General features: G+C 58.8%; 18 protein-coding genes and 1 riboswitch. Of the genes, 5 read left to right on the top strand and 13 right to left on the bottom strand.

Features of this window, described 5'->3' with window-relative positions:
• Positions 1 to 59: 59 nt before the first annotated feature.
• From ACP26L_RS16295 to fumC, 12 genes are all read right to left on the bottom strand, one after another.
• Entirely contained in the window at positions 60 to 920 is an 861-nt protein-coding gene (locus ACP26L_RS16295) for an AAA family ATPase (RefSeq protein ID WP_426454052.1), read from the bottom strand.
• 77 nt (positions 921 to 997) lie between these two features.
• Positions 998 to 1669, bottom strand: a complete 672-nt coding sequence (cpaB, locus tag ACP26L_RS16290) for a Flp pilus assembly protein CpaB (RefSeq protein WP_426454050.1) — start codon at positions 1667 to 1669, stop codon at positions 998 to 1000.
• 54 nt (positions 1670 to 1723) lie between these two features.
• On the bottom strand, positions 1724 to 2632 hold the full coding sequence (locus ACP26L_RS16285; protein ID WP_426454048.1) for a pilus assembly protein TadG-related protein: 909 nt from the start codon (positions 2630 to 2632) through the stop codon (positions 1724 to 1726).
• Between the two features lie 29 nt (positions 2633 to 2661).
• Positions 2662 to 3015 (bottom strand): TadE/TadG family type IV pilus assembly protein, encoded by a 354-nt coding sequence (locus ACP26L_RS16280; protein ID WP_426454046.1) that lies wholly within the window; start codon positions 3013 to 3015, stop codon positions 2662 to 2664.
• Between the two features lie 104 nt (positions 3016 to 3119).
• Positions 3120 to 3644, bottom strand: coding sequence for an A24 family peptidase (locus ACP26L_RS16275; protein ID WP_426454044.1), 525 nt, complete (start codon positions 3642 to 3644; stop codon positions 3120 to 3122).
• A 100-nt stretch (positions 3645 to 3744) separates the two neighbouring features.
• Positions 3745 to 3927 (bottom strand): Flp family type IVb pilin, encoded by a 183-nt coding sequence (locus tag ACP26L_RS16270; RefSeq protein WP_426454042.1) that lies wholly within the window; start codon positions 3925 to 3927, stop codon positions 3745 to 3747.
• A gap of 91 nt (positions 3928 to 4018) precedes the next feature.
• Positions 4019 to 4201, bottom strand: a complete 183-nt coding sequence (locus ACP26L_RS16265) for a Flp family type IVb pilin (RefSeq protein WP_426454040.1) — start codon at positions 4199 to 4201, stop codon at positions 4019 to 4021.
• A gap of 92 nt (positions 4202 to 4293) precedes the next feature.
• The gene (locus ACP26L_RS16260) at positions 4294 to 4476 is read right to left on the bottom strand and encodes a Flp family type IVb pilin (protein WP_013916754.1); all 183 of its coding nucleotides are present in this window, start codon (positions 4474 to 4476) and stop codon (positions 4294 to 4296) included.
• A 92-nt stretch (positions 4477 to 4568) separates the two neighbouring features.
• Positions 4569 to 4751 (bottom strand): Flp family type IVb pilin, encoded by a 183-nt coding sequence (locus tag ACP26L_RS16255; protein WP_426454040.1) that lies wholly within the window; start codon positions 4749 to 4751, stop codon positions 4569 to 4571.
• 157 nt (positions 4752 to 4908) lie between these two features.
• Positions 4909 to 5091, bottom strand: coding sequence for a Flp family type IVb pilin (locus tag ACP26L_RS16250; RefSeq protein WP_426454038.1), 183 nt, complete (start codon positions 5089 to 5091; stop codon positions 4909 to 4911).
• Positions 5092 to 5148: 57 nt separating this feature from the next.
• Positions 5149 to 5490, bottom strand: a complete 342-nt coding sequence (locus ACP26L_RS16245) for a DUF192 domain-containing protein (protein WP_426454036.1) — start codon at positions 5488 to 5490, stop codon at positions 5149 to 5151.
• Between the two features lie 86 nt (positions 5491 to 5576).
• Positions 5577 to 5665: riboswitch (cyclic di-GMP riboswitch) on the bottom strand.
• Positions 5666 to 6281: 616 nt separating this feature from the next.
• Positions 6282 to 7676 (bottom strand): class II fumarate hydratase, encoded by a 1395-nt coding sequence (fumC, locus tag ACP26L_RS16240; RefSeq protein ID WP_426454034.1) that lies wholly within the window; start codon positions 7674 to 7676, stop codon positions 6282 to 6284.
• A gap of 248 nt (positions 7677 to 7924) precedes the next feature.
• Between fumC and ACP26L_RS16235 the strand changes: the two genes are divergently transcribed.
• The 4 genes from ACP26L_RS16235 to ACP26L_RS16220 are packed head-to-tail and all read left to right on the top strand — an operon-like array spanning position 7925 to position 9164.
• Positions 7925 to 8122: a helix-turn-helix transcriptional regulator gene (locus ACP26L_RS16235; RefSeq protein WP_426454032.1), complete on the top strand. Its 198-nt coding sequence runs from the start codon at positions 7925 to 7927 to the stop codon at positions 8120 to 8122.
• Positions 8123 to 8133: 11 nt separating this feature from the next.
• On the top strand, positions 8134 to 8568 hold the full coding sequence (locus ACP26L_RS16230) for a hypothetical protein (RefSeq protein ID WP_426454031.1): 435 nt from the start codon (positions 8134 to 8136) through the stop codon (positions 8566 to 8568).
• Complete coding sequence (locus ACP26L_RS16225; RefSeq protein WP_426454029.1) at positions 8565 to 8720, top strand: hypothetical protein; 156 nt, start codon at positions 8565 to 8567, stop codon at positions 8718 to 8720. Before ACP26L_RS16230 ends, ACP26L_RS16225 begins: the two co-directional genes overlap by 4 nt.
• Before the next feature lie 51 nt (positions 8721 to 8771).
• Positions 8772 to 9164: a hypothetical protein gene (locus ACP26L_RS16220; protein ID WP_426454027.1), complete on the top strand. Its 393-nt coding sequence runs from the start codon at positions 8772 to 8774 to the stop codon at positions 9162 to 9164.
• 1563 nt (positions 9165 to 10727) lie between these two features.
• Here ACP26L_RS16220 and ACP26L_RS16215 read toward each other — a convergent pair.
• Complete coding sequence (locus tag ACP26L_RS16215) at positions 10728 to 11183, bottom strand: Lrp/AsnC family transcriptional regulator (protein ID WP_426454025.1); 456 nt, start codon at positions 11181 to 11183, stop codon at positions 10728 to 10730.
• Between the two features lie 265 nt (positions 11184 to 11448).
• On the opposite strand from ACP26L_RS16215, the gene ACP26L_RS16210 reads away from it, so the two are divergent.
• Positions 11449 to 13617 carry a HelD family protein gene (locus ACP26L_RS16210; RefSeq protein ID WP_426454024.1) on the top strand — a complete coding sequence of 723 codons (2169 nt, stop codon included), beginning with the start codon at positions 11449 to 11451 and terminating at the stop codon, positions 13615 to 13617.
• The last annotated feature ends 129 nt before the right edge of the window (positions 13618 to 13746 follow it).

Genomic DNA, 13746 nt, shown 5'->3' with positions numbered 1-13746 from the left:
CTTATCATGGATATAATAGGTATACCGATTGATTTTTTTGAAGAAACATCTATTTATGCTCAAAAGAAAGACGCCGGTCCTTTCGTTTTCTGCAGCAGCGACTGGAGCAGCGACTGCGGCTTCGGCTTGAAATGCGCGATCTCACGCCGGGCGATGAGCTGCTCGGCCATTTTGTATACCGCCTTGGCCAGCTCGCTCTTGGTCTGGTTCAGGACGAACGGAATCCCTAGATTAAGCGACTGGGATACCATGCCGAAGTCATTGGGCACATAGTATGCCGTCTCCACCCCGAGAATGTCCGGCACGTCCCCGGCCTTGATTACACTCTCCATCGTCGCCCGGTTAACGACGACCTGCACCTTGTCGCGCAGCCCCAGTACCTCCATCGTCTCGAGCATCAGCCTCGTATTCTTGATCGCCACCATCTCGAGCGTCGTCAGGACGAACACTTGATCCGCCCTCTCCATCAGCTGAAGGGTCTGCTCCTGCAGGCCCACTCCTGTGTCCACGAGCAGGTAATCGTGCTGCGCGGCCAGCATCCCGCAGATCCGCTCGACCGCCTCCGGCGTGACGAGGTCCGCCTGCTCCGGCCGCTCCGGCGCAGCCATGACGCGCACTCCGCTGCCGTGCCGGCTGAGGTAGCTGGCGAGCGTGAAGCCGTCCATCGTAGCCAGCCCCTCCGCCACATCCTTGATCGTGAAGGTCGGCTGCAGGTCCATCGCCAGTCCCACATCCCCGAACTGCAGATCCCCATCCAATACGGCCACCTGCAGCCGGGTATTCTTTGCCAGAGCCGCGGCGAGGTTCACCGTCATGACCGTCCGTCCGATGCCCCCTTTGGCTCCGGCCACGGCGATGATCTCTCCCCGCTTCGTTACCGGTGCCGGGTCCGCAGCAGACCCGTTTTCCCGCTGTTCCATCCTTACTCCCCCTTCCAATTACCCTTCCATCCTTCTATCGTGTAGGACACCGGGACATGCCCGGTGTCCCGGCTTTCTTATGGCGTGGCAGCCTTCACGGCCCGGCTCCGCAGGACCAGCGATACCGTTCCGAGCTCATCGGCATTGACCAGCTTGACCGTATCCTCCGCCTTGACTTCCAGTGTCACCGCGCTGTATTCCGCATAAGGCGTTTCCTTGTCGGCCTCGACCATCCGACGGCCCACCGCCAGCACGCGCACATTCTCGAGGAGCGTGACGGAGACCGCCGGGCCCGTGCCTTTGTCTGCCGGCGTGAATACGACGTCCACCAGGTCTTCCGGCTCGATGAGGTTCGAGACCGACTGGACGAAGTTCACACCGACCGAAACCCCGCGGTAGCCGTCCTGCACCTTGCGGGAGACGAACAGCGATTCTTCCCTTCCCCCGGTCAGATGATGCGTCAGCAGCACTTCTCCTGCGGCCAGCTCTCCTCCGGCCAGCTTTCCTTCCGCTTCAGCGATGGACCGCACCGCCTGCGGATGCAGTCCGAGCTCCGGCACCTGCACGAGCTGCAGCACCGATGCATCCAGCACCTGGTTCTTTTTGACGGCGGTCTTGGCGGCCACCACCTCGACCATGGAAGCCTGAACGGCGGAGGCGGTATCGTATTTCTTCATATAATTAAAAAACAAGAATGTGGTACACAGTCCCATGACGAGTGCTGCGGCCATGATCAGTTTGGATCTCATGTTGTCTGTCCTCTCCTCTGTCTGTTCGATTCATGCCGACCGCAGCCGGACTGCTTATTCCGTCAAGCGGATCGCATAGGCTCCCTTGGATACGGCTCCCGGTCTTACAATGCCTGTCCCGGTCCGCTGGATGAAGATCCCGTCAATATAGGTGTCCTTCGAAGCCATCGGTTTCGTGATATAAAAGTATGCGAATCCCTTGATTTCCACCCTTTTCAACTGGTTGGAGGACTGGGCGTAGGGCTTATACACCGGGATTAAGATGATCCGGGTGCAGTCCCGGTGGGAGTAATCCCCTTCCGGGTAGGGACAGCTGTCGATTCGCTCGTTGACGCCGTTTCGTGTTTTGTCCGCGATATTGCCTGTCTGGGTCTCAATGATATCCCCGACCTTGAGCACATTCTTATAGCCGTGCTTCAGATTGTCTTCATAGGTCGCCGCCCCTGTGCCTCCAAGCGCCAGCACCCCGAAATTGCCGTAGCTCACTTCCGTTTGGTCCACCTTCAGCCGGTACTGCCTTCCGAATTCGAGCGGAATGCTCTCATCGATCCCGAGCGGCGCGGCGCCGGCCGCCTCTCCCATCGTCAGGATCTCGGCTGCCGCCCGGGCTTCCACAGGGGCGGCAGCTCTGCCGAACAGCCCGGAGAAGCCGAGCTTCACCTCCCGGCTGAGCGTCACCGTTACTTTGCGGCCGGGCTCCACCTGTGCCGCCACCAGGGACTGCTCCTCCCCATGCCGGAGCAGCACCTCCTGCACTACACCGATCACCTTGTTGTGGTCGGCGGTCAGCTCCTGAGCCCCCGACAGCGCCGCCGCATTGGCGGCTTTCTGCAGCCGGCTCTTCTGTACGTAGACCGTCCCCCCGTCGATGACCAAGCCCGCTGCGCTGAGCAGCACGGCGAGCATCACGGCTGCGAGGATCAGGGCGCTGCCCTGCTGCTCCCCGAGGAAACGTCTTCCCATGACTCTTCCCCCTTTCCGTCGCTGTTTTCTCACTCTACCCTTATGGTCGAATCCGCCGCCACAACCGGCGCCGGCAGCAGCCCTCCCACCAGCGGTGTAATGTACCCTACCGGATACCGCAATGTTACCTTGACATACTCGCCGGACTTGCGCCGGGCCTCCAGAGGATCGATCGTCACCACGAGCGACTCCGCCTTGCCCAGATGCACGTAATTGCGGGCGAATGCGGTAATGTCCGCATCGCTGCGTCCCAGCCCTCCGAGGCGGACCGTTTCCTGCGCCGCCAGATTCAGGTGCAGGTACGCATACAGCACGCGGCCGAAGTCTACGATGCCGCAGACCAGAAACAGCAGCAGAGGCAGCATCAGCGCTAACTCCGTCAAGGACTGTCCTTTCTCCTCACGGAGCAGCCGAATCCTTCGTCGCAAGGAGGAGGTACCCGGCTGACCCGCCGCTCCCCCGTGCCCCTTCCTATCTTCTATCCGTCTCATCCCATTCCCCATCCTTTCGCCAGGTAGCAGAGGAGGCAGCCGCCCGCGATCGCCGGACCGTAAGGGTACGTGAGCGGTGCCGTTCCCCCCTGTGACGGTAGTGCGGTGGGCAGTCCGAGTCCGGACCGCACCGAGCCAACGGCAAGATAGAGGCTGCGCACCCTTTCCTTCCAGCCCGGGCGGAGCAGCAGCACGAAGAGTGCCATCGCCCCGCCCACCAGGGCCATGTAGACGGCGGCCATGCCGACGAAGGCCGCTCCCTTGAAGGCGCCCACCAGCGCAAGGAGCTTGACGTCGCCGGCGCCCATGCCGCCGAGGAGGTAAGGAATGAGCAGAATGCCGAGGCCGGCGGCGAAGCCTGCGCCTGCAGCGAGGATTCCTCCCCAGCCGCCCTCCGCTGCCTGCAGCACCAGTGCGGCGAGCAGGCCGGGACCGATGACTTTGTTGTAAATTTTCCGGGATCGAATATCCGTAACTACGCATACCACCAGAATGGCGAGCAGCGCGGCGTCAATCAGCATGAAACTCCCCTCTTTCTTTATGTATGGTCGGAAGTGAATCCGGTAAGGCCGGAGCCTGCGGCTTAGCTTCAAACCGCAAGCTTCCGTGCCGCTGCCCCAATTAAGGCGTAGTGCTGCGGCTTTGAACGGTGTTCAGCGCGTCGGTGAAAATGTTCGTGATCTCCGTACGCAGCATGACCAGCGTAGCTACTACCGCTACGGCGATCAGTCCGAGGACCAGTCCATACTCCGTCATTCCTTGCCCCTGTTCTTCGGTTACGAGTGCTCTCAGTTTGTTCATCATGCTGTGTCTCTCTCCTTTGGGTTGTTGGGCTTTGGTTGATGTTTGGAGGGAGCCGCCGGCTCCACTCCACAAGCTGCAGTCGATTGTTCGATTATGGCGTGTTAGTGCGGCTCTGTACCGTATTGAGCGCGTCGGTGAAAATGTTCGTGATCTCCGTACGCAGCATGACCAGCGTAGCTACCACCGCTACGGCGATCAGTCCGAGGACCAGACCGTACTCCGTCATTCCTTGTCCTTGTTCTTCGGTTACGAGTGCTCTCAGTTTGTTCATCATACTGTGTCTCTCTCCTTTGAGTTGTTGGGCTTTGGTTGATGTTTGGAAGGAACCTCCGGGCTCCACTCCACAAGCTGCAGTCGATTGTACGATTATGGCGTTGTATTGCGGCTTTGTACCGTATTAAGCGCATCGGTGAAAATGTTCGTGATTTCCGTACGCAGCATGACCAGCGTGGCTACCACCGCTACGGCGATCAGCCCGAGGACCAGACCGTACTCCGTCATTCCTTGTCCCTGTTCTTCGGTTACGAGTGCTCTCAGTTTGTTCATCATGCTGTGTCTCTCTCCTTTGAGTTGTTGGGCTTTGGTTGATGTTTGGAAGGAACCTCCGGGCTCCACTCCACAAGCTGCAGTCGATTGTTCGATTATGGCGTGTTAGTGCGGCTTTGTACCGTATTAAGCGCATCGGTGAAAATGTTCGTGATTTCCGTACGCAGCATGACCAGCGTGGCTACCACCGCTACGGCGATCAGCCCGAGGACCAGACCGTACTCCGTCATTCCTTGTCCTTGTTCTTCGGTTACGAGTGCTCTCAGTTTGTTCATCATGCTGTGTCTCTCTCCTTTGAGTGGATAGGGTTGGATTTATGCGATTCATGGGGCCTGCCGGCCGTTTTGTTTGAATATTCGGTTAATTACTGGTGCGTTGATGCTTAAGCGAAGCGGGATTCCCATGAGGCTGCCTCATGTACACTCCGGCTGCGATTTATGGCGTTGAATTGCGGCTTTGTACCGTATTCAGTGCATCTGTGAAAATGTTCGTGATCTCCGTACGCAGCATGACCAGCGTGGCTACCACCGCTACGGCGATCAGTCCGAGGACCAGACCGTACTCCGTCATTCCTTGTCCCTGTTCTTCGGTTACGAGTGCTCTCAGTTTGTTCATCATGCTGTGTCTCTCTCCTTTGAGTGGTTGGGCTTGGGTTTGTGAATATCGAATCCTGCTTTACAAAAATACTACGGCTTGTCCATCCTTCGTCTGCGTCAGGCTGAGACTTCCCGCAGGAAGCTCGACGACCGATACGGCGCGGGGGACCAGCGGGCCGACCCGGCCTGGGGGCAGCTTCTCCTGCATGCCCACAATGGTATGGTTCTCGTCCAGATACAGTACATCGATCGCATAACGCATGAAGAAAGTGTGGATTGAGCGGCAGGGACGGATGTGAAGTCCGGTGCCTTGCGGCAGCTCCTTGGAGAACATCAGGCCGCGCAGCCGCTCCAAGAAGGTCTTCGCGGTATGCAGGTCCGATGCAAGGGTTTCTCCCGTATTCAGATTCACCAGCTTCATTCTGGATTTCGCCTCCTTGTTCATACAAAATATCCCTGCTTCAGCCGAAAGGAGGGATGGGAACACATCTATGTACCCCGTCATCTTTCGGTAGCTGGCTGGCTTAGCGGATCTTATCGCGGTAGCCCCTGTAGCTTTGCGTCGCTGGTTTTCACCAGGTTTGCCTTTATCGAGATTCGGCGAATTTTGTCGTCGAACTCGTTTGATAGCCATATCTTATCGGGATTTTGATGAGTTTCCATGTGCTTTTAGAACTATGTTTTTTATGCTTGACAGCTTATTTAATAGGCATTAACTCCTTGTTTATTTAGAACATAAAGAACCATACCCATGAAGCCTAAAAGAGGCTAACGACGCAGGAAACGGTGCACCCCCCCCTGCTTCCGGGAGGAAACCCTCGCCTCATCCCCCGCCTGGTAAATTGATCCTGCCTGGAGGTAGGCTGGAAGTAAGAGAGACTCCCTGCGCGAAGTCCCGGGAAAAACGGAGACGTTCTGCCGGGCCCTATGCCCTACCGTTGGTCAGAGGACACACCCTGCGCAGGCTTTCTCCAGTCCCTTCCAACCCCTGGACGCTGTATTCCGGGGCCAAGGCCGGATGTTCGCAGCATCTAAACATACGAAAGAGCGCTCCAAAGATAACCGGCTTCGTCTTTTCCAGATAAGGACGGTACGCGTCAATCAGGCTGGTTCCAAGGTGAAGTGACACTGCTGCATTCCTATCTACAGAAAAAACCGGAGCCCCGCTGATCGGACTCCGGTGTGGAAGTGTATTTTATAGAGCAAGGGGGCCTACGATTCCCAGGGATGAATCATATCCTCGGGCCGCACGATGCTGTCGAACTGCTCCGCCGTCAAATAACCGCTGCGCATCGCCGCTTCCTTGAGGGTTAGGCCCTCCTTGTGGGCCGTCTTCGCGATGGAAGCCGCCTTCTCGTACCCGATATGCGGATTAAGCGCCGTCACGAGCATCAGCGACTGTTCCAGATAGCGCTGGATGACCGCACGGTCCGGCTCAATGCCTACCGCACAGTTGCGGTTGAACGACTCCATGCTGTCGGCCAGTAGCCGGACGGACTGCAGGAAATTGTGAATGATCACCGGCTTGAACACGTTCAGCTCAAAGTTCCCCTGAGAGGCGGCGAATCCGATCGCCGCGTCGTTGCCCATCACCTGGCAGACGACCATCGTGAGCGCTTCGCTCTGCGTCGGGTTCACCTTGCCCGGCATGATCGAGCTTCCCGGCTCGTTCTCCGGGATCCGGATCTCGCCGATGCCGCAGCGCGGACCGCTGGCCAGCCACCTTACATCGTTGGCGATCTTCATGAGATCCGCCGCGAGCGCCTTGATCGCTCCATGCGTGTAGACGATCTGGTCGTGGCTCGTCAGGCCGTGGAACTTGTTGTCCGAGGACACGAACGGGATGCCCGTTTCCTTCGAGATCTCCTCGGCCGCGGTCTCCCCGAACCTCGGATGGGCGTTGAGCCCTGTGCCGACGGCCGTCCCGCCGATCGCCAGCTCGCGCATCGTCTCCACACTCCGGCGGATCATCGCGCCGCTCTTCTCGAGCATCGCCCACCAGCCGCTGATCTCCTGGCCGAGAGTCAGCGGTGTGGCGTCCTGCAGATGCGTCCGGCCGATTTTGACAATGTCGCTGAACTCGTCCATCTTCGCCTTCAGCGTACCCTGCAGCTCGGCAAGGGCCGGCAGCAGGCGCTTCTCCACGGCAAGCACCCCGGCGATATGCATCGCCGTCGGGAACGTATCGTTGGAGCTCTGCGAGCGGTTCACATCGTCATTCGGGTGGATGCGCACCGTCTTGCCGCTCTCCTCCAGCCGCTTGGTGGCCAGGTGGGCGATGACCTCGTTCGCGTTCATATTGGACTGCGTGCCGCTGCCGGTCTGCCAGACGACGAGCGGGAACTCGTTGTCCCACCTGCCCTGGATGATCTCCGTCGCCGCTGCGGAGATCGCCTCGGCCTTCTCCGGCTCCAGCTTGCCGAGCCGCTCGTTGGCCCGGGCCGCCGCCTTCTTGAGGATCGCGAAGGCATGCACCACCTCCAGCGGCATCCGCTCGGTGCCGATCCGGAAGTTCTCGCTGCTGCGCTGCGTCTGCGCGCCCCACAGCTTATCCGCCGGCACCTTGATTTCGCCCATCGTATCGCGTTCGATTCTGAACCCTTCCATTGCTTCGTCACTCTCCTTGGCTTGGTCTCATCCTCCTATATTACCCCGTTTCCTGCTCCTTCCATTCCGGAGGCGAACTTCATCGGTAATCGACTCCTCTCTGCCCCCATACTCCTTCACTTTTTAATACGATATGTCAGCCAAAATCCCTTCCAATCCATTCTTATAACAGGAATTATTTGACATACAATACTTCTGCACTCTACAATAGTGTCAAACATATTTGACAACCTTGAGGGAGTTCCACCATGAAAAACGACATCAAAGACCGCCGCAAAGCCCACGGCCTGTCGCAGGACGATCTCGCCAAAGCCTGTGCGGTGTCCCGCCAGACCATCAATGCCATCGAGAACAACAAATACGATCCGAGTCTCTCCCTCGCTTTTCAGCTTGCCCGCGTCCTGGGGGTGACGGTTGACGAATTGTTCCTTGGCGGCGGCTCCTGAGTCTGATGGTGATGAAGCGAGCGATCATGAAGTTAAACATCACGCAGCAATGGAAGCCAGGAATGACTCAGATAAGATGGAGTGAACGTTCATCGCCATCGTTCGCCGACGACCGGCGGCCCGGTCTCTTCCGGATGTCAAAGATAAGACGCTTCGAGTGTTCAGCCCCTTCGAAAGGAAATGATCCGATGATGCAAAGAAAGCTAAAGCGGCCCGCCCTTCCACTGATCCGCCGAACCGTCGCAGTTGTCGCTGTTCTCATTGTTCTCGGCCTCAACGCCGCGAAACTGCTCCAAGGCAGACCGCTGACCGAAAGCGACCTGATCTCACTCCCCATCGTGCTGATCCCCCTGTTTCATGTATTCGCCTGGAACTCGCACGTGGAGGAAAGGGATGAGATGGGCGTTTCCATTTCGGCCAAGAGTCCTCGCTCAGTTACCATGTGATGCTTGCGGTGCTGCTTCTGCTGTTCCTTGTCGGAGAATGGACGGGGCCGGAGGACGGAACCATCGATAACGTACCGATGTTCGCCGCCTTGTGCGCTGCCCTGGTACTGCAGCCCCTCATCGAATGGTGGACCGTCCGCAAATACCGCTAAGACGTGAAAGTCAATCTGCGGTTGATACCCGAGGAAAGGAACGATTCCTGTATGCCTTCACCGCTTCAACTGTTCCGCCGCGCCGCTGCCTCCGCCGCCGTGCTCTGTATACTCGGCTTGACTATCACGAAGCTGTATGAAGGCCAACCGCTCGGTACGATGGAACTGTTCCTTCTTTCCTTGGTGCTTCCCACACTCTTGAATGCGTTCGCTTGGAAGTCTATGGAGGAAGAACGGGAACGGGGAAAAGCCATCGCAACCGAGAGTGCGGCGTTCAGCTACTATGTCCTGCTGGTGCTGCTGCTGTTGATGGTCATGCTCGACTTATGGACGGAAAGCCGTGGAGGAGATCATGTGAGCAGTATGCCGCTGGTCGTCGTGCTGCTCATTGCCTCTATCCTTCAATCTGCCGTCGAATGGTGGAAGATCCGCAAGCGGCGGTAACACCGGCCCGTGCCTTGGCAGCAGCCAAACCGCTCCGGTCGGTATCGCGCGAATGACGTAAGATTTGAGATATCGATTGAAGAGATAACTATTGAAGCGATAACTATTGAAGCGATAACTATTGAAGCGATAACTATTGAAGCGATATCGCTTGAAAAGGCTGGCCTGAGCTGTGGTACACCCTAAGCGTAAAATGCCCCGGACGAAGCAGCGGCAGCCAGCATTGAACCGTCCGAGTATATCCGGCGTCCGACGCTTAGGTTCACAGAGGCGTGAGAGCTTCGCAGCGTCCGTTTCCTGTGAGGTGGACGGTTGAGCTATACCGCCATATGGGGGACCCGCTCCAACAAGGGGGACGCGTAACGCTGGATTCCGGGCGGAGCCAGCAGAGCGTGCCATTGTCCCATGTGGTCCGCTCCGGTCGGTGGGACTTGTATCGCCGGTTTTCGGCCGAACTGGCCGGACGTGCCATTGTCCATGTAGTCCGCTCCGGTCGGTGGGACTCGTAAGGCCGATTTTCGGCTGAACTGGCCGGACGTTACGGAGAGATTTGCTGACCAGGCGAGCGATGGTTTCATATGTCCACTCCAGTGGAAACCTCCGCAGCGTCCCTTTTCCGGGCCGAACTAGCCGGAACTGCCATCGCCATATAGGTGCATTCCTGCAGAGGGAGTTCCAGCACCGTCTGTTTCCGTGCAGACATGGCCAAAGGTGCTATCGCCATATAGGTTCGCTCCTGCTGGGGAATTCGAGCACCATCCATTTCCGCGCTGATCCGGCCGTCGAGCCTTATCGCCCAATGTGCGGCATTCCCCAATGAGCAGCCAGGCCTACCGGACTAAAAAAGTAAATAAGGGAACTGAAATGCGCTATATCCCCCGCCAATAGGGCCATTTTGCAAATAAAGGAACTGAGGTTCGCTATTTCGTTGCCCGAGCCAGCTTTTCGATGAAAAAGGAGACTATAAGGCATCTGAGTTCCGCTAAATGCCGGGAAATGATGGGAAATATTCAAATAAGACATCTGAGTTCCCTTATTTGAATTTCTCCCTTCGGATGACTTCCTAATGCCAAATAAACTTCCAAGTGAAGGCTTGGCCATGACTTGACTCTACTTGGGGGCTGCCTCGGAGCATGGTACCCGGCTCGCCGCTGACTCGTCTATGGATTGGCCTCGGCTCGGTCTGGCCAGACTCCGGATTAGTCACAGTCTTGGCCCCGTGCCCGCCCCTCCGGCCTCGGCCACGTGCCTTTCCCTTCGGCCTTGTCCTGCCGGCCCTGGCCCTTCGGCTTTGTCCCTCCGGCCTTGGCCACGTGCCTTTCCCTTCGGCCTTGTCCCTACGGCCTCTGGCCCCCGTGCATGGCCTTCGGCCTTGTCCCTACGGCCTCTGGCCCCCGTGCATGGCCTTCGGCCTTGTCCCTCCGGCCTCTGGCCCCCTTGCCCGGCCCTTCAGCCTTGTCCCTCCGGCCTCTGGCCCGTGCCTGGCCCTTCGGCCTTATCGCCGCGCTCACCACAAGGCGATGAACGGCTTTAAGAACCGTCCTGTGCCCCAGGACGGTTCTTTCACTTGATCGCGCCGAGTGAGAGCTGCACCCGGTAATTGCCGTACTCGAGCAGCCGGTCGAGCAGATCATTCAGTTCTTCCTGTGTGGCTGTCTGCGCTTTGAACTGATAGCAGCCCTCCCCGGAGATCCGGTGGGCTTCGGTGATCTGCTCCTCCGAGGTGACGAATTCACGGAACCGGCCGTGGTGGGACGCCGACTTCAGGAACACGGTCACCAGCGCCGTGACCGCTCTTCCCGTGCGATCCGGGTCGGTCCTTACGGTGTATCCGCGGATGACTCCGAGGTCCTCCATCCGCCGGATGCGGCCCCCGACCGCCTGACCGGTCAGATGCACCTCGCGGCCGATCTCCTTCCACTGCAGCCGGCTGTTCCCCTGCAGCAGCCGGAGGATATGAAGGTCGGTCTCATCGAGCCCGCCTCCCCCATCCGTTTTTCTCGCTTCGCGCTGTTCCATCTCGACTCTTCCTCTCCTTCGGTCTCTCTAAGGTCCGGGCCTGCCGCCGATCCTCTTTTTTCCATCATAGAGGGGCGGAGCCCCCGTGTCCAGACGGCCTCCCCGAAGTTTTCGTGTTCTGTAATCCATGCTGCATCCCGCGCCGAAAAGCAGTTGCAGCCGATAGGGCCATATGCTATAGTATTACTCCTGTCAAAACAAGGAAACGTATTCAGAACGAGACGAAAACATAATCCGAGCACATTCGAACGGAGGGTGACACGACTTGGAATCCGGTCTGCAGCAAGCTTACAGCGAAGAACTTGAACGCCTCGAGAGCACGATCCATGAGATGGAGGAGCAGCTCAACTACCTGCAGGGTATCCCTGTATACACAGGTCCCGACTTGACCGAGCAGGTGCTGGAGTCCATCCGCGACAACAAGCGGCGCAGTCTCACCCAGGCCGGGCCCGAGCCTTACTTCGGACGGCTGGATTTTCAGGAAGCCGGCAAGGAGGCGCCGCAGCCCTTGTACATAGGCAAATTCGGTGTGGAAAAAGCGGACTCTCCCGAGCTGCTCGTCGTCGACTGGCGGGCGCCGGTCGCCAGCCTCTTCTATTCCTTCACGGGAGGCACCGAGAGCGCACAGTACGAATCGCCGGACGGCACGATCGAAGGGCTCGTCTACCTCAAGCGCAACCTCGTCATCCGCAAGCAGATCCTGCAGCGGGTCGTCGATACGTTCGACCGGGAAGGCGACGATCCGGCCGTCACGGACGAGTTCCTGCTCTACCGGCTTGGCGAGAACAAGGACAACAAGCTGCGCGACATCGTATCCACGATCCAGGCTGAGCAGGATGCGATCATCCGGGCGGGCAAGAACCATGCGCTCGTCATCCAGGGTGTGGCCGGAAGCGGGAAGACGACCGTGGCCCTGCACCGTCTCGCCTACCTTCTCTACCATTACAGGGACCAGGTCAAGGCGGAGAAAATGATTATTTTCGCCCCGAGCCGCATGTTCCTCGATTATATCTCGGGCGTGCTGCCGGAGCTCGGCGTCGGGCATATCCAGCAGACGACCTTCGCCGACTGGGCGCTCGACCTTCTGGATCAGGAGGTTGCCCTGGCCGATCCGGCGGAGCGGCTGCGCTACTGGTTCGGCGCCGGGAAGAACCGCCCCGTGATCGACGAGAACGCTCCCGGCCGGTTCAAGGGCTCCATCCGCTATATGCAGTGGCTGGACCGGCAGCTGGACGCGTATGAAGCATCGGCGGTGCCGCAGGCCGACTTCACCCCATGGGAAGGTGCCCGGCTGCCCCGCCGGCAGATCAAGACATGGTACGAAGTGGAGAACAAGCACGAGCCGCTGATGAAACGGCGGGAGCGCGTGCTGGCGCGGATCAAGCGCTGGACCGAGATGGAGCTTGAGAAGGTGTGGGAGGTCCACCTCAAGAAGGATTACAAGAAGCGCTCCTCCGCCAAGCTGCGCGAGTTCGGCAAGCAGTGGAAGGACTATACCCCGTTCAGCTTTTATAAGGAGCTGTTCGACGATACACCTCCCGCTTATGCGGCTGGGGGTGACGATGCGCCGCAGGCTTTCCTGCCGGAAAGCCTGCGGACGGAGACCTTCAAGCTCGCCAAGAAGAAAAAAGTACAGCCGGAGGACCTCCCGGCGCTTATGTATATCCGCCAGCGGTTCTACGGCATACATGGCGACCTGAGGTTCGACCATACGGTGATCGACGAAGCGCAGGATTTCTCGCCGTTCCAGATTGCGCTGCTGTCGCTGCATACGAAGAACGGGTCTTTCTCGATCCTCGGCGATCTGTCCCAGGGCATCCACGCCTACCAGGGTGTGCATGATTGGCAGGAGCTCCTGTCGCTATTTCCGGAAGAGAACCGCGCCTACTATTCGCTGAACCGCAGCTACCGCTCGACGATGGAGATCATCTACTTCGCCAATGAGGTGCTGAAGCGCGGTATCGCCTCCCCGGCCTCCCTGGCCGTCCCGGTGTTCCGCAGCGGCGAGCCGGTGGAGCTGCTGCACACGCAGGAAGCCGAGCTGCCCGCAAAGCTCGCTGCGGCCATCGAAGCCCACCGCTCCCGCGAAGGAGCCGGGACGCTGGCCGTGCTCGCCCGCACCGAAGAGCGGTGCCGCGAGCTGCACCGTGCCCTGGAGGCCGGCGGCTGCAGCGGCGTGAACCTGATCGTGCCCGGCCAGCAGCAGTACGAGGGCGGCGTCTCGATCGTGCCCGTCTACATGGCCAAAGGCCTCGAATTCGACTCCGTGCTCCTCACGGATGTCGACCCGCTCCACTACGCGGCCACTCCGCAGGATGCGAAGCTGCTCTACGTGGGCTGCACCCGGGCGCTGCATGAGCTGAAGCTCCTCTACGGCGGCGAGCCTTCCCCGCTGATCGCAGGCGTCGAGGGCGACTTTGTACGGCAGACTTAAGCACCGAAAGATATCGGGCAAGGTGGCGGATTTAAGCTGCAGCAAGAAGCTGCAGGAAAAAGCGGAGTCTCCTGAGGGGGACTCCGCCATTTTTATGCCTTTTTCTTTTCACGTTATAGTACAGCTTCG

This window comes from Paenibacillus sp. S-38 (assembly GCF_049942825.1).
Taxonomy (GTDB): Bacteria; Bacillota; Bacilli; order Paenibacillales; family NBRC-103111; genus Paenibacillus_G.
Note: the sequence above shows the minus strand (reverse complement) of the source record. Positions and strands in the feature narration are given on the sequence as shown.

Coding starts and splice junctions, on each gene's coding strand:
- ACP26L_RS16295 (WP_426454052.1), bottom strand. CDS start 920: ATGGAACAGCGGGAAAACGGGTCTGCTGCGGACCCGGCACCGGTAACG.
- fumC (WP_426454034.1), bottom strand. CDS start 7,676: ATGGAAGGGTTCAGAATCGAACGCGATACGATGGGCGAAATCAAGGTG.
- ACP26L_RS16215 (WP_426454025.1), bottom strand. CDS start 11,183: ATGGAACAGCGCGAAGCGAGAAAAACGGATGGGGGAGGCGGGCTCGAT.
- ACP26L_RS16260 (WP_013916754.1), bottom strand. CDS start 4,476: ATGATGAACAAACTGAGAGCACTCGTAACCGAAGAACAGGGACAAGGA.
- ACP26L_RS16285 (WP_426454048.1), bottom strand. CDS start 2,632: ATGGGAAGACGTTTCCTCGGGGAGCAGCAGGGCAGCGCCCTGATCCTC.
- ACP26L_RS16230 (WP_426454031.1), top strand. CDS start 8,134: ATGAAGCGAGCGATCATGAAGTTAAACATCACGCAGCAATGGAAGCCA.
- cpaB (WP_426454050.1), bottom strand. CDS start 1,669: ATGAGATCCAAACTGATCATGGCCGCAGCACTCGTCATGGGACTGTGT.
- ACP26L_RS16245 (WP_426454036.1), bottom strand. CDS start 5,490: ATGAAGCTGGTGAATCTGAATACGGGAGAAACCCTTGCATCGGACCTG.
- ACP26L_RS16220 (WP_426454027.1), top strand. CDS start 8,772: ATGCCTTCACCGCTTCAACTGTTCCGCCGCGCCGCTGCCTCCGCCGCC.
- ACP26L_RS16250 (WP_426454038.1), bottom strand. CDS start 5,091: ATGATGAACAAACTGAGAGCACTCGTAACCGAAGAACAGGGACAAGGA.
- ACP26L_RS16235 (WP_426454032.1), top strand. CDS start 7,925: ATGAAAAACGACATCAAAGACCGCCGCAAAGCCCACGGCCTGTCGCAG.
- ACP26L_RS16275 (WP_426454044.1), bottom strand. CDS start 3,644: ATGCTGATTGACGCCGCGCTGCTCGCCATTCTGGTGGTATGCGTAGTT.
- ACP26L_RS16270 (WP_426454042.1), bottom strand. CDS start 3,927: ATGATGAACAAACTGAGAGCACTCGTAACCGAAGAACAGGGGCAAGGA.
- ACP26L_RS16265 (WP_426454040.1), bottom strand. CDS start 4,201: ATGATGAACAAACTGAGAGCACTCGTAACCGAAGAACAAGGACAAGGA.
- ACP26L_RS16255 (WP_426454040.1), bottom strand. CDS start 4,751: ATGATGAACAAACTGAGAGCACTCGTAACCGAAGAACAAGGACAAGGA.